Genomic DNA, 19,471 nt, shown 5'->3' on the forward strand with positions numbered 1-19,471 from the left:
AAAACTAACAGGAAGTAAATGGCTGGCTTCGGCAAATATCCATAAAATCACTAATTGCTTGTGACTCAACCATAGATTTCCTTTCTGGGCTTTCGATGTTTTGAAGATTTGGTTTTGGCGGAATAGTTACAATAAAGCAGCCCGTGAGCTCGCTCATATTTTCAAATTCCCAGCCATTATGTAGTGGATCTAATTTGGTATCTGCAGTTGAATCATGAAGTCCTAATTCAATATTTAGCAGAGCTTTAATTTCTTCATCACTCGCGGATTCAGGGTTTTTACACAGACTTGTCACAGATTGAATTTCAGGTGTCGTTGGTCTTTCTGTACTTTCTACTATATATTCTGGACAGGGCTGTAATTGGTTCACAATTGCTTCTGCATCGGTTGACTCAGAAGTGCTTGTACTAATGGTCCCACCACTTTGAGTACTTCCATGAGTAAATGTTACTGAGTCCCCTTTTTTGATTACGAACCGTACTTTAGTCTGGTAAGCTGGAATTTGAGGAAAAAAGCCAAATTTAGCAAGATAGTATTCTGGAAATTTAACAATATAGCCAAGCTCTTTTTCGTTCTCCCAATTCTCCCATGTATACGCGATCATTCGGCTCAATGCTGAATGCCATGCGCTAATGGCAAGTACATTATCTAACGGGGTTGGCTCGTCAGTGCTATCAGCTTGGTGAAACCCATAACGAGTACCTAAAGTGTGTTTTTTTAGTTTTTCAGACATAGTTGTATTTTCCATTTAAAGTAATTTTTCAATGTCATTGAATAATTGACTATTTTCAACTTGGTTAGTATTCGTAAACCAATTGAAAAGTATCATAAGGGCATCTAAATCAGCTTTTTTCTGTGTTAAAGAGTATAAGTAGTATCTGTTTTCTAATTCAAAGAATTTAGCATTTTGACTTTTAGCAGATTCAATCGATGAATGTAGTAGTGCTAAAATCTCATTATCAAGCTGATTTCTTTTTGAAAATAAGCATTGAGCAAGGGTTTTCTTTATGAATGGAATCACAGAAAGTTCACCTTGATTTTCGCATATCTCGAGAGAGGAAGTCATTAAGTCTATAGCGGCATCTATACTTCCTTGTTCAATATAAGCTTCAGCTAAATGCGTAACGTAATATCCTGCGGCAAAAGTTTGGCCAGTTTCTATTTGTTTATTTAGTGCTTTTCTAGCTAAAGAAGTATCGCGTAGCGAGGAGTAGCTATAGCACTCTAGAAAATGTAAATGAAATACGTTGCCAGTGGCATCTGAGCTATATTTTAACTGAAAGTTATGCCAATTATTTGAAACAACATCATGTTGTTTTAAGAAAATATGGTAGAGAGCAATAAATATATTGGCAAAAACAATTTCGCCGATAGACTCCAAACGCTCCGAATACTCAAGAGAATCGTACGCGTATTTCTTCGCAATTTTTAACTCTCCCAAATGTAAATAGTTGTAAGATGCGAGCGACAGGATTTGAACTTTGATATTCATACCATATTCTTGGGCAAGAATATCATCACTGTCTTCGTCATATAAATGCAAAGCTTGCTCATATAATTTACTTGCATTGAGTAAATCCCCATCGATATTATATGCTTGGGCTAGATGAACAAGTACGACTACGAGATCTTGACGAGTACCACTCTCTTTAATATCAAGCAGTAATTGTTCGCCTAGGTTTCTCGCTTTAACTCTATGGGATGCATAGTGAGCAGACATAAATAAAGTCCATTTACTTTTTTTATTCATTTCAAAAAACGTTTTCTTATCAATAGACTCTTGATTTATGATTGACTGTACTCTGTTTCCCCAGCTTAATACACGGTCAGCACCGTAGCCAAATAAGGTCATAATTGAAGGTAGCATAGCTTTATGTAAATCTAATTCATTGTATTGAACGCCGTCATGTGAGTGACTGTTAGCAATCCATTTTAATGCTTCATCACCAATTTCTATTGCTGAATTGTGGGCTGAATTTTTAACTAATTTCTCTATTGCAAATATTCTATACTTGGTGGCGTCAGAGTACAGATTTGCTTTATACATATGTGTTGAAATTACGAGTGGCTCACCCTCATTATGATTATCATATATTTCGCTGAGAGTCCTTGCTATTCGATAATGGCTTTTTTCTTTGGCATTACGATCCATACTTTCATACGCTGCATCTCTTACTAAAGCATGTTTGAATATATAGCTATCGTTATTTACTCGTCTTTGTTGAATAATTAAATCATTGGCTATCAGCTCATTCAGATCATTCTGAATTTGATTTTCACTTAATGATGACGCACTAATAAGCAACTCGTATTCGAATTCACGCCCGATTGTCGCCGCAAGCTGGGCGGTTTCTTTGGCATGAATGAGGCTATCGAGTTTTTGCTGGAGTGATTCACGTAAACTGCTGGGTACTTGATCTAGTTTGTCTGGGCTTACAAAATTAATTTCACCTTCAACGAGGCCGACCAAGGCTTTTTGCTTTAACATACCAACAAGTTCTTCGATAAATAATGGAATACCATCGGTTCTGCTGGTGAGTATGTCGAGTACATTACGTGAAACTGGCTGATTATCAAATAGCTTAATGATAAAGTCTTCTGTGGCTTGTGCCGTTAATTTATTGAGATTGACTTCCAATAACGTGAGATCTTTTAGCGATGTGGGCACTTGCTGTCGAGACGTGCTGATCAACACATTACCTGTGTCTAGTTGACCCGCGAAGTGCTGAATAAATTCAATCGTGGTGGTGTCAGCCCAGTGTATGTCTTCGATAATATACAGCTTATTTTCGCTTATACTGTATTGCTGGTTTAGTAAGAGGGCCGTTAAGCTATTGAACAGTATTATTTTTTGCTGGTCTGGTGCTAAGGTAGACGCTTGCATGTCTTCAGGTAATTCTATATTTAACCAAATCAGCAATATTGGCATCGCCTGCGTGGCGGTAACGCTTTGATCTTGCTTTTGTATTATGTCGCTGAATAAGGCTATAGCACTTTGCACATCGAGGTGTGCGGTATTAAACAAATATCGAATAAGCGTTAGTACAGGGTAAAGTGCATTGTTTTGGTGCTCGGGTAGGCATTGTGCCACCAAGTGTTGGTATTGACCTGCATGGCTGCGTATTTCTTGTAGTAAACGAGATTTACCAATGCCCGCCTCACCATGAATGTGCGCAATCCGAGTATTGTGTTGAGACTGTTGTACAATAGAAAGGGTTTTATCTAGCTCTTTTTCTCGGCCAATTAATTCATGATTATTGCGTGTGCCTCGCATAAAGCCAAATGCTTCAACTTGCCTTTCGCCTTTTAAGCTATATACCGTTGCAGGTGAGCCAGGTTGCTTTAATGTAGGAAAGTCAATCGTTTCAAATTCGCTGTACGGCTCTAAAATTGCTCTTGAGTCACCACTGCAAAGTATTTGTTTTGGCTTTGCGCTGCGAGCGAGGGTCAATGCCGAATTGGTAATATGGCCTTCAGGAATGGCGTTGGCATAGGTAACAAATACGCCGGTATGCAAACCAATGTGTATATTGAAAGAAATGCCATGCACATCTTGCATTAAGGCATCTCTTTTTGACATTTCGCTCATGATCTCAAGTGCGGTGCGCGCAGATAGGCGAGTATCATTATCGCTGGCAATGGGAAAGCCGAAATAAAATAGCAGCATATCCCCAAGAGTACCGACATGGTAAGCATTAAAACGCGTCGCAATATCAATACATTGGTTTAATTGTGCCTTGGTTAATGCATCTATAACGTCTAAGTCTTTCGTGTTATCGCTAATTTCAGAAATACTAATTTTGAGTGCTAAAACTGTAATTTGTTTGCGCTCAGTGAGTAGGGTGTGGTGATTTCCTTGGTCGCCTTCAGCATCTTTACGTAAGATGACGGTGTCGTCATCAAAACCATGCTGGGCTTCACCCTTGGTTAGAATGCCAACCAGATTTGCAACATTGATGCTATTGAGCTCATTGAAGCTTTCTTGTGAGGTGATCACGCGATCTATGGCGTTCTTCTTAAGCACTCTTCTTAGCAATGATGCCAAAGGGTGACCCAATAAAGGGGCAGGCAGCGGGACGTTTATATCGCTCAATTGCTTATGATAAATTGAGGCGATGCTTGAACCAGTTACCGCGGGCAAGCCTGTTAAACACTCTAGATACACAAGGCCCCAAACATACAAGTCGGTTTTTGTTGTGGCAGGTTCGCCACGTAACTGCTCGGGGGCACTGTATGAGGGGGTACCTAGGGTTTCTTGCGTGAGCGTAAGGGTATTAAAGTCTGGCTGACGGTGTTCTGAAACCAAGGTGCCAATACCAAAGTCGAGTATTTTTGCGTAAGTTTTTGCCCCTGATTTCGCCAACATAATGTTAGCGGGCTTTATATCTCGGTGTATTATGCCTCGGCTATGGGCATGTATCAGTGCATCTAATACTTGTAACATCACATCTGTTGCATCAACCGCATTCAGTGCACCTTCCTGTGTGAGGTGCTGACGCAGTGAAATGCCGTCTACGTATTCAAATACTCCGTAAAGGAGATGTTCGTCGACTTGTCCTTTATCTAATAACCGGACAATATGAGGGTGCTGTAGCTGGCTACTTAATTGTGTTTCACGCTTAAACCGTTCTATATAACGGCGCTTTTTTTGTTCTTCTAAATGAGGTTCTAATGCGAGAAACTTGATGGCAACGAATTGATTGGTATTTTTATGCCTGGCTTTAAATACCTTACCAAACCCGCCTTCACCAATTTTATGAATAAGTTCATAGTGAGCACTATCAAAGCTATCAGTTATAAACTGATCTGAAAACTGTGTGAGCGACATAAGCTATATTTTCCAATAGTATTATTGTAACCATATCCTTTGTACAACGTCCCGGTTACGTTATTAGTTTTTATTTGTAGTAACAAAGCTATTTCGCTCATCCTTGCTGTTGTTACATAAAATTACTTGTATAGATTAGCTTATCGGTAGGAGGTTAGGAAACTTTAATTCATGAAAAATAGAGGAATTTTTTATGAATTCATAATTGGGTACGGTAAGTATGTCAAATATATTACACGCACCCATTATAAAGACGGGGGTTATTAAAGTGATATAATAATATTGTCTAGTGAGCGTTGCTGTGCTGCATACGTACGACTGCCACTCACATAAGCAGGGTCAATTTGCCCGTGACGTCTGCGTTCGAATGTTAATGACCCAGTGCAATCGTGTTGAGTGTTAATCAGTGCGTCGTTGAAAAATTCAACATTAGACAAGTTAATAGTGAAATCACCATCGTCTGACACATTATTATATACTTCAGAGCCGGTTAATTTATCACCGTCTTTTTTAGTGCACTCTGTATTGAAAACAATGCTAAATTGATCGCCTGCGCCGCTTTTTGTCCATTCAATCTCGATTGAATCGTCTTTATCATACAATTGACCTGTTTGTGGAGCGAGGATCTGATATTGCGGTGGTAGTGTTATTGTGTTGGTCAGAGTTTTATTTTCTGATGCGCGGTTAAGCTGCACCACAAATTTAGTGTCGCCTACCGCCACGTCAAAAACAGCGCGGTAATCTATATCGAAAAAGCCATCGTCTTCTTCTAATGTTTTGACTGTTGTGCCGACAGTCGCTTGTAATTTATCGCCATTGGTTAATTTTAAGTTATTTCCATTTCGACTTGAGACATTTAACTCTGCGATAACGCGGCTATCTTGGCCATTCGAAGTCACGTAGATATCAGACCAAATAGCCTCGGTTTTAACATTATTTGACTCTGTTGTTTCTGAAGAGCAGGCACTCAGTAGCGCGATTGCAATAGCCAGTGATGAATATTTTAAGTGATGCATGGTCGTCCTTGTAAAAGGCAGGTTTATAGATTATTCGTACCTTATATTACAACCGAATAGAATGTTAATTAAAGTGTTTTTACACAAAAATACATTTTAATATAATTATTCACAAGTTGTGTTGTGAGCTTTGTAACGAGAGAACCAACAGACACGATGAGGCAGCGTTTTAACCTGTAAAATTGACTCGATATTAAAGGCGATTGATGTTGTAAGGCTGGTATATGGTCATTCACCCGCCAAGAAAGCTATAAAAGTGGGCGTTTTATAGCTTGCTCTATCATATTGGAGGAATACTTTATTGAACGGTCATAAGTAAATCATGGGCTTTTAATGTCAATCCCATAGGTTTTATCTCATTATTAATAACGCCCAATGATTGGGATAGCTGCTTGCCACTGAGTGTATTTGAACAGTAAAGCTCAACTTTTAACGTGTGCTTGAGTTTACTCATTTGCCCATAATGAGTGAGGTATTCAAACTCCGGAAGCTGAGTTTTTAGTTCTTCGCAGGCATTGGTGAGTAATTGAATGAGTTGTTGTTCAAGCTTCTTTTGCGTTTTAGTCATGAGAGCTCTCAGCGGCAGCATAAATCCAGCAGGTGTTTCCTGATTGAAGAGGGGCACTAACTCGCTGATACGCATCTACCTCGTATTCATCGGCTTGCGCTAATTCAGCATCTGTTATTGAAAATACAGTACCGTGGACTATGTCATCGTGATCCCCTGTATAATTTAAGATAGGGTGATGGGTTTTGCCGCTGCTGGCAATCACGGCTGCATCCGTTATCTCAACTTCACCAAGTTGATACCCAATTAATGCATCAGGTTCACCTTCTAACAATCGACCAAAAGTATCTAGCTGTACTTGTGAGTGTTGTAATGTACCGTAAGAGAAAAGTGCTTGCATAGAGGTTCCGTTGTTGGGTAACAAGATTGACGCAACAATAGCAAATTTGTTAAAAGCACTGCAACTCAAATGTCTTTGGGTCTGCCCATATCCGGTACGTCGTAATTACAAACGCCATGCGGAAATGTTGCTTGCAACCGAGCTCGCATATCTACAGTCATGTTGTGTGCGGCATATATGCCTTTATCAATGGCAGAGTTGATACTCATTAAATGACATTTAAAAATATCACCGGCCCAAGGTGCACCTGACTCAATACGACTGGTGCTAAACATCGGAAATCTAGACTGGCAAGCGCCCTCTTTTTGATTATTCCACTTCCCGTTAAATACGGTACTGCCAGAGGCATGCACTTTACCGTCACTATCAAAGCAGGTGTCTTGCAGTTCATTGGGTTTAGCATTCAATATTCCTTCAGGGGTATGCTCGGTAATTGCCAGTAGCCACTTATCCATCATGGCAAAGGCGGCTTGAGTTGGGTCATGATCTTTATGAGCCACCCAAATGATGTGATTTTGAGTATGTCCCTGTGCCTTATTAATGCGTAAGCGGCTATAAAAAGACGCTGACATGTGATGCATGTCTAACTCATTTTCTAAGTAATGGCGAGCATCAATAATGGGTAGAGTAATATTGCCAATGAACACTTGTCCTGAACGATACGCCGCATGCATTGCTTCGATATTGCCTTGATGGCGAGCTGCTGGGGCTGCGGGTGCAGGTTCTGTGATATTCTCATTGCCCCACAAGGATAACCACAGTGGTAGGTTTGTGCCAAAAGGCGTTACAATTTGTTCTTGAGCCATGTCGTTTTGTGGTTTCCAGCTGCCAATATTATGATTAATATCGATAAAGTCATCGAAGGAAATCTCACCGCTATTTAATGCATTCAAGCCATATTGTACGCCCATATTGTCCCATGTAGAGCGGCCAAACCCTTGTTGATCTTTGCCGAGTATGTGTTGCATATCTTGCCAATAACTCCAGTTGGTATTTTCGACCACAGAATCTGCGAAAAATGCCCGTAAAAAACCTTGTTTTGGGTTGTTAATAAACGCAGATAGTCCAAAGTATCCGTTAATACATTCACTATTGCCCTCTGGAAATGTGGGTACAAAGCCAGCCATTAACTGATTAAGAGGCTGAAGAAAGCCAGCGCGTTGTGGAAAGTCGTTTATGGCATTCATACCTTCAATTAAGCGGCGGCGATCCCAGTTGCGCCAGATTTTTTTATCGTCGGCCCGAAACGTAAAATAGTTGTTTAGCAAGTCGCAATCGAGCGCATAAGTGGTTTGGGTTATCATATCTGGGTAGCTATACAATGGCAGTAAGCCATCCAAAATTCCGGTACTATTTTGGGCAATGAGGTATTGGGCGAGTCCACCGCCAGAGCCCCCAATACCAACGGTATATAAAGGCTCACCATAAAGACTCACAAACTGCTTCTTAACACGCCTTGCGGTGTCTTCTGCCAGTAGCATATTGTAGGTGTAGCTGGTTTTATTGCCGCTTGAACTGATGATTGCATATCCATCTAGGAGTTGCTGTGCTTGGCGTTTCATTACTTTCCAGGCTGTTTGCCTGCCTTGACGATAGCCAATGCCAGAACCACCATTAAATTGATAGATAAGCCGTTTATTCCACAAAGATGACGTATTGCGGTGAGGTATATCAAGCGGTGTAATAGGCACGATGATGGTATAAATAAAGCGGTTAATTGTGCCTTGTTCAACTCTAAATAAAGGGCCCGAAAAACCAGAAACATCTTCATTATCTGTGAGTTTCCGTGGCACTAACGGCGTATCTATGGTGTAGTATTCAATACGGGATTTCACGCCACAATCTTTACTATAACCCAGTAGTTTTTGTTGTGGACCGTATACAGACACTCCGTCACCATCATGATTATCGACTTCAGGGAGACCTAAACCTGAGTCAAGTGTCATACAAAAAAATGGGTATTGATTGGGGCCTGAGTAAAGGTTGGTGTTGGGTCCAACTGCGCCTAAAGGAATGGGGAACGAGTAGGGGTCTCTAGGGCGTTTTGATTGTGAAATATGTGGATAAAAGTCAAGAATATGATGGTTATTCGATGTGGCAATTGCCTTCACTTGACGCATTTTATACGCATCATCTTGGCTTAACATTCGCCAACCTAACGTTATGACTAGTATTACAAAAATGCTCCCTGCCAACCATTTTACGACTGTTTTCATACATCACCAAATGGGTTAACCATCATACTATTAAGTGTAGGCAGCGTGATTAAATTCGTTGTTATTACTTTGTTGCTGCTTTGTAAGTACAGGCTAAGCATGTGATTACTGTAGGAATAAAACTATCAGCTAACTTTTATTTGCACAATTGGCGTATTTGGCGGTAACAAGCGCAACATAATGGGACAACTTTTTATCATCTGAGGTATTAAAGTGGGTACTTAATGTTGTGGCAGAAGCTATTCTGTCGACTCTAAATTCTCGGTAGTCACGTCTCAATTGGCAAAACGCCACGAGGGTCCATTTTCCACCCCAATATACCAATCCAAGGGGTTCTATTTGACGCATTGTTGAGGTGTGATTAACGTCCGAGTACGCAAGGTGTAAACACTGTTTATTTTCAATAGCATGACGCAGCTGCTTGTTAAGCGCTTGCTGCTTACTGTCATGGCTATAGCTAGATACTAAATAGGGTGAATCATCTTGAGATTGCTTTAAGTGGGTAGGCAAAACAGCTTCGATTTTTGCCATCGCTGATTTGGCATGTTCACTTAAGGTTGGATCTGTCCATGCGCCAACCATTTTGGTGCCAAGCAATAAAGCGGATAGCTCTTCTACGGTAAACATCATAGGGGGAAGCGGGCAGTTGGCTATCAAATAACCGATACCTGCTTCACCCTCAATTGGCACTCCTGAGCTTTGTAAGTCTTGAATATCACGATAAATGGTGCGTTCTGAAACGTGGAAATGCTCAGCCAGCTGTGCAGCCGTTGTCGCAAGTCGGCGGCCTTTTAAAACGTTGACTAATTGAAAGAGTCTTTCAGATTTATGCACATTTATACCCTAGTAGGTCAGTTAGTACATGCTGTTTGGGCTATCACGCGGTTATGCGTTAGCTCAACACTGTCTTCATTGATCAGTTGCATAAACTTTTTACTGTGTGGTGAGTCATAAAAAGCTTGTTGTACTCGCGTTGCATCATTGAGTGTGTTCCAGTATACAACATCAATATACACAGAGCTGTTTTGTTGTTTGGCGAGTGAGCGATAAAGCAAACCCGGTTGTGCGTTCAAAAAAGTTTCAAACTCCTCATTCGCTAACATAAAGTCCTGCTCTGTTACGCCACTGGCTAATTCAAATTTAACGACTTCGATGATATTGGTAGTCATAATGTGTTTTCCTTGAGTGATTTATAAGTCACAGCAAGTAAAACACATCACCCTGTCAGGGAGTGTCAGGAGGCTTTATCCAACATAACCATATAGGGCGAGCGCACCTGCAATAATCCCGCTGCTGGCAAACAACCCGTATTCAACTTTGGTTTGTAAACGAGCTTCTTTGCTGGATGATTTTTTAGTGATTGCCATAATGATACAAGTTACGGCCAAACAAAAACTGATGATAATAAAATTAACGAAAATGGCATCGAGCAGCATGAATTACCTCAAGTGATAAAATATTGAAATTTAAGCAAACATAAATTTTTAAACGCGGGAATTATACGTGGCTTTTTGGTGAACACATAGCTTTCTGTGGGTTTTTAATAAAGTTGCATGAGGAAGGAGACTAAGCGGTAGAAGTGCGTTATTACGATGTATAAAACGGCACGACTACCGAGATCTAAACTGTGAATTTAAATACAGGTATGATCGCCGCCTTGAATTGACCAAAAACAGACCACTTTACAAGATTCGATTTTTGTACGGCAAAATACCGTATCAGGCACTCGACCGCCAGCAATTGCTGGAGTGTGTTTTGTAGCTAAATCTTGTTGTTGTGATAATAGCTTTATATTCTTTTTATTTAACGTCATTTTCATTGTAAGTATCCTTTTATTTAAGTCCCTGTTACGTTTACATACTATTCTTTAAATGTAAATAACCTCAGCTCTGGATAAGCGAATTTGTCCAATAAAGCTATTTTTCTCACTCTCGGCGTTGCTTTCATTTGTAATAGCCCGCTATTACTGCCTAAAAGCGCCTTGATATTGAACAAAATATCATCATTGGATTGTACGTAAGTTTATATACAAAAACATTTTCTATTCCAAAACCGTTATTCAAACCTGAGGTTAAATAGTTTATTTGTTTTTATGATACCATTTTGTAATAGAGCGCTCGATGAGCGAGGTAGCTAAGCCAAATTTTGTCTACTTGTTGTTGGTATAGCGGTATATTCTCAGCGTGCATTAAACCATTATTTATAAGTAATTCGCTTAATTGAATAGCACAGGCCATCGCATTGAACATGCCTTGGGAAGACAGCGGATCAAAGCTTAGGGCAGCATCCCCTAAAGCAAACCAATTTTTACCAGAGCAATTCACTAACTTTGACGAATTCGCTGCCACTAGAGGGTATAGCTGAGCATTTTTCTCTTCTATTCTGGATGAAAGTATGGTGAATCCAGGTATACTTTTAGCCCGATTTAATAGCTGGGATGGGTCAGTTATACGTGCATTTTTTATCAATTTTGCATCTGCGTACCACGAAAACACCCTTTTTTGTTGCGCCTGAGTCGGGCTTTTTTCAGGGTTATGAATTGGAGCGCTATACCACCAACCTTCATCTGTGTGACTGATCAGCGCTGTTTTCTTTTTGATATTGACATTTGCAGTGAACCCAATTGACATGAGTTTATCAAATTGCTGGCGAGTAATACCTTGTTGGCGTGCAAAAGCGCAATGACGACCTGATGCATCAATCACGGTGTTGGCATTGAGTTGAAGTGGGCTATTGTCGTGTTGCAATGAAAGTTGCCAGCCTTCATCTGTGGCAACACTGTCAGTTAATTGAGCCGGCCATATGCAGTGAATTTTTGCATCAATACAAGCATTACGTAGTTGTGTTTCAAAGTAGGATCTGTCTAGGTGCCAACCGAATCCATCTGGGTTTCTTAAATTGTCTATTAAAGTAGGTTCAGACGAGCCCCAATAAGATAACGTACCATGGCTGACTATATGGCGGGTATCATTAAGTAAATGCGCGAGCTTTAATTGAGTTAAAATACGCAATGCAGCAGGCGCTAATGACTCGCCAATTTTGTTAATCGGTGCGGCTTCTTTATCAATAAGCGTTACACAATAATAGGGCGCGAGTGCAAGAGCTGCAATACAGCCCCCTACACCAGCCCCTATTATCGCAACTTGCGTTTTTGGCAATTGCGTTGTTGTCATCGTTGTTAGTTTTTCTTGGTAAAGCGATGTGCTTTTTCTGTTAGGCTTAAGTCAGGGCGAATACCCTTTTTAGCTGTGTGCCGAGCTGTAGATTTTAATGCGCTAAGGGGGGCATTTGAATCTGGTGTTAAGCCGACTTGCATGGTACTTGGAAAGCCACTCACGCCTTTTTCCGTTTTTGGAAGTACGACTGCCAATTTATCAAAGTTATCAATCATGTCGTTGATTTGTGCCGTGTAGTCAGTTGTGGGGCCAATGGGTAAATCATCAAGCCAAAACTCTCGTTCGTTAAACGCAGCTTGTCGCTCATCGATGGGTAAACTTTCGTTGATGACTTTGTTGTAGTTTTCTTGGTTTAACATATTATTTGGGACGCGCGCAGGCCAAAAGGTCGGCAAATATGGGTCGAGCGCTGTATTGTATCCATCTCTACAAGACGCAGTATCTGTTTGCCAAGGAATGGCCATCCAGCGGGTGATCCCCCCGGCTATTTGTCCATTATTTATTGGGCCGTCGAAAGAGAGAGCTGTATGTGGTGTTAGTACAGGGCCAAAATTAACATCGTGTGTTGGGGAGGTGTCCTCAGCATGGCGCAATCTAAAGGCTTCACTATACATACCGACACTGCGCATCGGCCATGTCATTTCGCAGCCAGGATGAAATGCATCAGCCAAACAAAAATCCATCGCTGCTTTGGTCAGCATATCGGGTTGCTCTGTAACTGGAACATCATCAATAGCTGTAGGTGCTGTACGAGCTGGGTCATAATCGGCAATAAACTCTCCATCAACCCATTGCGATAATGCATTAAGCTGCAGTCGAGTCAGCGTTAAAAACTGTCGAGGTGACTCGTTTGCATCAATGCTCATTGCATCGCCATAGATCCATGGCCATTGTTGTGGAGACAAGGATGCGTTTGTTGGATCCCATGCGGTAACCGACATAGGGTTCTCGCCAATATCAAATTGGGTGTCTAAATTTCTAAAATTGTTAAACAAAGTACGTCTTGATTCTTGCCATGTTACAGAAGGATCACTTAAACGTGTTAGCCAAAGTTCTGATGTAAAATCAAATGGGCTCTGCCACCCAAAGCCAGCAGCAAAACCGGCATTAACCCACTGTAAGTCGGTCATACGTTGGAAAATAGGTAAAATGTCGTGGGTAAAGGAAGGCTTGCCCGGAACAGGTAACATGTTGGCGCCAACGGCGATATCGCGCATTAAGTCCCACATTGTTCTGACAGATTTTTGCATCGGGGCATAATCAGGCGGTGCACATACAACCCAGCCAGGTTTTACCGATAATGATACACCGTCATAGATGACGTCGGCATTAATTGGGCCATCAGAGGTATCATCATACCAGCCCTCGTTATTGCCAAAAGTAATTGCTTGATGCCCGAGTGGATTCGCTGATTTACCATGCCCACCTAGCATCACTAACCGTCCTTGAGAGTCAGTGCTCATTTCACCTAAGTATACTTTTACTTCATTGAACTGCCCCACAAACTGCGTATCATTTCCTGGCGTATTACAGCCCGATATAGTGTGTTTAGCACCGTCAATTAACAAACCGCGTCGCTTTTCACCTTCTACTTTGGCGTTACGTAAAATAGAAGGTTTTGCATCCGCTGCTTCTGGAATATCTAATGCGATTTCAAATTTGTACCAAGAGGCTTTTTGATTCGCAAGTTGTGCATGCCACGTTATATTGGCATTGTTGGCTGTCAGCTCCTTAACTACTTCGCCGTTCGCATTCAATCCATATATCCGAAAACGTGCAGCTTGGCGCTTTAAAGCGCCAGTGCTATCACGGTAAAAACTAGGCGATTGTGGGAGTGGTTCACTGACTTCTGGACCAATAAAGTACTCAGACGGACTATTGCCAACACGCATTACACCGATTGGTGGATAAATAGCCGCTGAAACAATCGTTGAATCACAAGGGGTGTTTTCCATACCTAAACTTCCTTAAATTGACGCATGTATGTCATAATTAAAATGCAAATCGAGGCTGCATTTTCTCTAGTGCAGAAGTGTAGGCCGAGATATTAAGATTGACAATTACACCGTATTACGGCGCTTTTCTATGCTGTTTGATATAGCTGCCTATGGTATTGACCGTCTCTAGCCAATAGCCATTTTTAGGGTCTTTTAAATAGGTAATAAGTTGATCAAGCACGGTCTTATCTACGGTATATAAGCCTTTTTCGCCCACTTCATGTCCGGCAAGAATTATCCAGCTATTATTATGCTTGACAGATTCAAGCGTGGTTTTAATTTTTTTAAAGCTCTGTCCGTCAATCCGAATTGCAGTCAGCTGAGCAAAGTCAGTGAAATTTGGGTTATTGGCGGTCTCATCATTCCATGTGCGCCCAAATTGAAACTGTTGTGCAATCAGCGGCACGTAGCTGCGCGTATCAACACCTCGACCAACAAAGGTGTTTCCGCAAGGGTAGGCAAAACTGGTAGGGGTAATACCTAAGTGCGTTTTGAGGTAGCTATTGGCTTGCTCTATATCATTTTTCAACCAGTCAAGGGTGGCATTTTCAAGGCTCATTCCCCTAGCTCTTAGCCATTCAAAATTGCCAGTACACGTATGGTTGCTGGTATGATTTGCAATTTCATGACCATATTCAACGGCTTTTTTCCACCCAATTAGCTGTCGAGATACACTTTCAGGCACAACATAAAAAGTCCCTTTAACTTGATGTTTAGCGAAAATATCCATCCCCACGGTTATTTGGCTGTCTCGCGCATCATCAAAGGTAATGCTGACGGCATTTTGAGCGCCCGACGGATACTTAAAACCAAGGTATTTTTTGCTGTTGTAATTTTGCCAATCGGTGTTTACTGATCCCAGCTCAGATGCTGGTACGGTGTTACTTGTGAGAACTGACGCCGTTAAGAGACCAAGACTCAATGCGAAATGCAAAGCTTGCATGATATGTTTCCTTATAATTAAAACGCGTTATTATCTAAGCGAAGAAGGTCTTGCTGTGCAATAGCAATTAACTCAATGTATGCTGAATAATTCTTAACTTAAACCTTACGAAGTAATATTTTTGACTATGTGTATACATAACTTTATGTTTTAATTTGTAATAATATTTATTGGTTGAATTTTACACTCTGGGTGGTATACGGATGATAGAACTTAAAAATGTCATATTTTCACGCGTTGATGGAGATATAAAGCGGAAAATATTGAATGACATTTCTTTGGCTATTACACCAGCAACACAACTTGCGTTAGTAGGAGATAGTGGTTCGGGTAAATCTACATTGTTGAATTTACTTGCGGGCTTACTGCAACCAGACTCGGGTGAGGTGATTGTGAATAATACAGTCATTAGTGATTTGAAAGCCCAACAGCTCGCTTATTACCGCCGTTCTATTGGAATTATTTTTCAGCAATATCAGCTACTCAGTCCGCTCAGCGTAAAAGACAATATTACTTTCCAGGCGCGTCTCAATAAAATGCCTTGGGGCGAAGATGAAATAATAAGTTTGGCAGAGCGGTTGGGCATTGCGCATAAGTTAGATGCTTTACCGCAACAATTATCAGGAGGAGAACAGCAGCGAGTAGGGATCGCGCGTGCATTATTAAATCGACCAAATTTACTACTTGCAGATGAACCAACAGGAAATTTAGACACCCAACGTGCTCAAGACGTACTCGAGTTACTCATTGAGCTATGTGATGAGCGTGCAATTAATCTGGTATTAGTTACGCACAGTACGCGGTTAGCCTCACAATTACCTATGCAACTGACACTGAAAGATGGTCAATTGCATGGTTGAATTTAAGCTTATTTTACTGACATATTGGGGGTTCTATCGCCGTCACTTTGGACTACTCGTCCTCTTTCTGGTGGGTCTGAGTTTAGGCAGCGCCCTGTTAACGGCCATCCAAGGCCTCAATTTTGAAGCTGCAAAACGGTATCAGTCAACAACGGCGATGATTAATCACCCCATCAGTCATTTTATTCGCCCCATTTTAGGGCAAAATTACCTGCCTTTTGCACTGTGGGAGCAATTGCGTGCAAAGGGCGTAACATCAGCGCAACCAGTATTAGAAGGGACGATAAAAACCCAAGCCGGTCAACTGTTAAGAATAAAAGGGGTTAATTTATTGCAGTGGCTTAATAAAACGTCGGCAGCGCAAAATGTAACCGCTCCTTTATCAAGAAGTCAAACGGCAGCCATGCCGATGTCATTTTTGAACACGCTGTATTTAGACCCGACTATGATTATCCGGTTAGGTTTAGACCCCGACAACCCCGTACTCATATTCGAAAATGCAGAGCAAAGCATGCCCGTCATTGCGATGGAGGGGCTAGGAAAAAGCGGGCTAGTTGATATTCATGTGGCTGACACATTACTACAGGCAAACGGCCAAACTAGTTACTTTGAAGTAACGAATGATACAGCGGACCCTCAGCTGGCACTCAGTATTATCAAAGCACTAACGTCGACGGTTGGTCGAGTAGAGAGTGTTGAAGAGCAAGCATTTGATGGGTTGTCACAGGCGTTTTTCTTGAATCTGAAAGCATTGGCGCTATTAGGATATGTGGTAGGCGCATTTTTGAGTTTTAATGCGATCAAATTGGCTTATACGTCTAGGCAGACCTTACAACAACAACTGTTTATTCTTGGGTGTAGTATGAAAATGTTGCTTAAAGCACTCATTGTTGAGCTGATAGCGCTAAGTTTCATTGCTGCCATATTCGGCGCAGTTTTAGGCAGTGTGTTAGCTAATTTATTAGTGCTAGATGTATCAAGCACCTTACAAAGTCTCTATAAACTGGATCGGGCATTGGTCGTATCATTTGATTGGTGGCTAGTTTTATTCGCGTTCATTTTAAATGGGGTTGTGTTGTTCGGGTTTGTCTTGATGCAGGTGCGTCATCGTCATTTAAAGTGTGTTTGGCTGAGATTTACTGCTGTTTTCGTTACGGTTTTTATAACTGGATATTACTATTTTTTTGCCGTCACAGAAGTGGAGGCCTTAATGCTTTGCGTAGGGGTATTAATGCTATTTTTTATTGTTACCCCTATTACGATTAAGTCGGTATTTGTTGTTAATTGGCCAACAAAAAATGTGGTGTTGTTATGGCTACGTGCAGACAGTAGTAATCAATTGTCGGCGTTATCTTCTTCGGTATTAGCGATGCTGATGGCTGTGGGGGCGGCAATCAGCATGCAAATTATGGTGGGCAGCTTTAGTGATGCACTTGATAAACATTTAACGAAGCGACTCAGTGCCGATTTGTATATTCGGGTCGAAGACAAATTAGATGAATTGAAAAATACATTAGCACAGCGCCAAGATATTGAGCGGGTCGGTGTGTACTGGCATGCTCCCGTTGAAGTGATAAAAAATACGGGGGAGCCTAATCACATTTATTCTGCAAAATTAATGAGTTTTGGGCAAAGTAGTGAATATTATTCACATCTTAATTTATTAGGAGATAAATCGGTTACGCCTCGTCACTTTCGAGTTGAATCAAGCTATCACGGATGCCTCATTAATGAACCTGGGTTACTGAAATATCAGTTCTCTGTTGGCGATAAAGTCATTATTCAGCAACAAAACCGTTATTTAAAATGTGTCATAACGGGTGCATTTTATGATTATGGTGAACAGGCATTAGCATTTGTGAGTACGACCGATGCCATGCTTAGTAGTACGATTCGCTTTCAGCAATATGGGGTATCATTATGGCTTGAAGATGCCAAAAGTGCTTCGGGCATTCGAGATGAATTAATGACATTACATGCCTTAGATAGCTCGCAAATTATTGAAAACAGGCAGTTTAAAGCGTTTGCTAAAAGGCTATTTAACAGTACGTTTACCGTTACCAGTGCTTTGAATTTTTTTATTATATTGATCGCATTATTTGGTATGTGGGTGAGCTTTTTAACCTTAGGGCGCCAGCAGTTAGAACCCATTACGGTTTTACAACGGTTGGGTGTATCAAATCGCACGCTTTTAGGTGCTAAGCTTTTACAAACTGGCCTCATTATAGGAGCAACTTTAGGGCTCGCTGTTCCTTTAGGTGTGTTATTAGGATGGGTTCTACTCAACTATGTTATGCCTATTGCATTTGGCTGGAGCATGGCATTAACCATAGATTGGTCAGTGTTAACGACTTTTATTGTCAGTATTTTCATCGCTGCGTTAGTGTTTAGCGCCATACCACTTCGTAAGGTATTAATACGGAACACGCCCAGTGAACACATGCACTTGTAAAGGAATAACAATGTTAACTTCTGTGATATCAATTTGCTTATTCATTTTGCTATTGGTTGGGTGTGAACCAATGCAACAGGGTCGTGAAGTTTCTATGAATGCAGTCCCGAAGTTGGGTGTGGATGTTGAGCCTAATACGTTACTTTCATTTCCTCAAGACCATGGAGCGCACTTAGCGCAAGGTATCGAGTGGTGGTACGTAACAGCAAATTTAGAAGCGGATGATGGCACTGAATTTGGTGTGCAGTGGACCTTGTTTCGTACGTCAATTGGAAACACTGAGGCGAGTGGTTCTCGTTGGTGGGATGGGCAACTTTACTTTGCACATTTTGCTATTCAAAATAACCAAACACACAAAGCATTTGAAAAGTTTGCACGGGCAGGGCAGGTTGAAATAGCAGCTGCGCCTTTTGTTGCGCGAATCGATAATTGGTATCTTAAAGGAGGGGCAGATCAGACCTTCCCCTTGAACTTGATGGCGAAGCAAGATGGTTTTTCGGCACAATTGGCGTTACACAACAGTGTAATGGCATTGCATGGCGATAAAGGATACAGCCAAAAAACGATGCAAGGTCATGCGTCGTATTATTATAGTTACCCATTTTTACACGCAAAAGGCGCACTTGAGTTCTTTGGCAAGCGCTATAAAGTCACTGGAAAGGCGTGGTTGGATAGAGAGTGGTCGTCATCATTGATTGACCCAAAGCATACCGGGTGGGATTGGTTCAGCTTACAGGCCAATAATGCGGATAATGGGGCCTTGATGGTATTTTGTATTAGAAATGCGTTGCAAGAATACGACCATTGTAGTGGTTCTCATATTTTGAGCAGTGGTGAAGTACAACACCTTGCAGACTCACAGATTTCGCTGCAACCAATTGAGCACGTATCACTGGATGGTAAACGGTACCCAACTCAATGGCACCTTGATGTTACCGGGTTTGATACAACCATTATTAACAGTGTAAATAAAGACGCTAGGAACCAATTAAGCATCCCTTATTGGGAAGGTCGCGTCACAAGCGTTGGGGGTTTTACTGCAAAAGGATATGCAGAACTTGTAGGTTACTAGGAG

General features: G+C 41.3%; 16 protein-coding genes. 3 read left to right on the forward strand and 13 right to left on the reverse strand.

The features are described 5' to 3' along the window. Positions 1–4: 4 nt before the first annotated feature. From J8L97_RS08785 to J8L97_RS08840, 13 genes are all read right to left on the reverse strand, one after another. Positions 5–733, reverse strand: coding sequence for a hypothetical protein (locus tag J8L97_RS08785; RefSeq protein ID WP_211048846.1), 729 nt, complete (start codon positions 731–733; stop codon positions 5–7). A 15-nt stretch (positions 734–748) separates the two neighbouring features. Next, positions 749–4,828 carry a TOMM system kinase/cyclase fusion protein gene (locus tag J8L97_RS08790; protein ID WP_211048848.1) on the reverse strand — a complete coding sequence of 1,360 codons (4,080 nt, stop codon included), beginning with the start codon at positions 4,826–4,828 and terminating at the stop codon, positions 749–751. Positions 4,829–5,091: 263 nt separating this feature from the next. Beyond that, positions 5,092–5,844: a hypothetical protein gene (locus J8L97_RS08795; protein ID WP_210995251.1), complete on the reverse strand. Its 753-nt coding sequence runs from the start codon at positions 5,842–5,844 to the stop codon at positions 5,092–5,094. A 298-nt stretch (positions 5,845–6,142) separates the two neighbouring features. Continuing rightward, positions 6,143–6,412 (reverse strand): hypothetical protein, encoded by a 270-nt coding sequence (locus J8L97_RS08800; protein ID WP_211048849.1) that lies wholly within the window; start codon positions 6,410–6,412, stop codon positions 6,143–6,145. Beyond that, entirely contained in the window at positions 6,405–6,752 is a 348-nt protein-coding gene (locus tag J8L97_RS08805) for a gamma-glutamylcyclotransferase family protein (RefSeq protein ID WP_211048850.1), read from the reverse strand. Before J8L97_RS08805 ends, J8L97_RS08800 begins: the two co-directional genes overlap by 8 nt. A 65-nt stretch (positions 6,753–6,817) precedes the next feature. Next, positions 6,818–8,968 carry a DUF6351 family protein gene (locus tag J8L97_RS08810; RefSeq protein ID WP_211048851.1) on the reverse strand — a complete coding sequence of 717 codons (2,151 nt, stop codon included), beginning with the start codon at positions 8,966–8,968 and terminating at the stop codon, positions 6,818–6,820. Between the two features lie 129 nt (positions 8,969–9,097). Next, positions 9,098–9,802 carry a YafY family protein gene (locus J8L97_RS23945; RefSeq protein WP_210995255.1) on the reverse strand — a complete coding sequence of 235 codons (705 nt, stop codon included), beginning with the start codon at positions 9,800–9,802 and terminating at the stop codon, positions 9,098–9,100. A gap of 17 nt (positions 9,803–9,819) precedes the next feature. Next, positions 9,820–10,137 carry a hypothetical protein gene (locus tag J8L97_RS08820; RefSeq protein ID WP_211048852.1) on the reverse strand — a complete coding sequence of 106 codons (318 nt, stop codon included), beginning with the start codon at positions 10,135–10,137 and terminating at the stop codon, positions 9,820–9,822. A 75-nt stretch (positions 10,138–10,212) separates the two neighbouring features. Then, positions 10,213–10,335: a hypothetical protein gene (locus tag J8L97_RS23795; RefSeq protein ID WP_263973716.1), complete on the reverse strand. Its 123-nt coding sequence runs from the start codon at positions 10,333–10,335 to the stop codon at positions 10,213–10,215. 266 nt (positions 10,336–10,601) lie between these two features. Further along, positions 10,602–10,787: a hypothetical protein gene (locus J8L97_RS08825; protein ID WP_192509820.1), complete on the reverse strand. Its 186-nt coding sequence runs from the start codon at positions 10,785–10,787 to the stop codon at positions 10,602–10,604. A gap of 271 nt (positions 10,788–11,058) precedes the next feature. After that, on the reverse strand, positions 11,059–12,141 hold the full coding sequence (locus J8L97_RS08830) for an NAD(P)/FAD-dependent oxidoreductase (RefSeq protein WP_211048853.1): 1,083 nt from the start codon (positions 12,139–12,141) through the stop codon (positions 11,059–11,061). Between the two features lie 5 nt (positions 12,142–12,146). Continuing rightward, complete coding sequence (locus tag J8L97_RS08835; RefSeq protein ID WP_211048854.1) at positions 12,147–14,099, reverse strand: LodA/GoxA family CTQ-dependent oxidase; 1,953 nt, start codon at positions 14,097–14,099, stop codon at positions 12,147–12,149. A 115-nt stretch (positions 14,100–14,214) separates the two neighbouring features. Continuing rightward, complete coding sequence (locus J8L97_RS08840; protein ID WP_211048855.1) at positions 14,215–15,084, reverse strand: polysaccharide deacetylase family protein; 870 nt, start codon at positions 15,082–15,084, stop codon at positions 14,215–14,217. 203 nt (positions 15,085–15,287) lie between these two features. Here J8L97_RS08840 and J8L97_RS08845 point away from each other — a divergent pair, with 203 nt between their 5' ends. From J8L97_RS08845 to J8L97_RS08855, 3 genes are read left to right on the forward strand one after another with little or no spacing between them, the layout of a single operon-like run. After that, positions 15,288–15,944 carry an ABC transporter ATP-binding protein gene (locus J8L97_RS08845; protein WP_211048857.1) on the forward strand — a complete coding sequence of 219 codons (657 nt, stop codon included), beginning with the start codon at positions 15,288–15,290 and terminating at the stop codon, positions 15,942–15,944. Further along, on the forward strand, positions 15,937–18,396 hold the full coding sequence (locus tag J8L97_RS08850; RefSeq protein ID WP_211048859.1) for an FtsX-like permease family protein: 2,460 nt from the start codon (positions 15,937–15,939) through the stop codon (positions 18,394–18,396). The genes J8L97_RS08845 and J8L97_RS08850 overlap by 8 nt, the downstream gene beginning before the upstream one ends. 10 nt (positions 18,397–18,406) lie before the next feature. Continuing rightward, positions 18,407–19,468, forward strand: a complete 1,062-nt coding sequence (locus J8L97_RS08855) for a lipocalin-like domain-containing protein (RefSeq protein WP_211048861.1) — start codon at positions 18,407–18,409, stop codon at positions 19,466–19,468. Positions 19,469–19,471 lie beyond the last annotated feature (3 nt).

The organism is Pseudoalteromonas sp. MMG012 (assembly GCF_018100875.1).
GTDB lineage: Bacteria > Pseudomonadota > Gammaproteobacteria > Enterobacterales > Alteromonadaceae > Pseudoalteromonas > Pseudoalteromonas aurantia.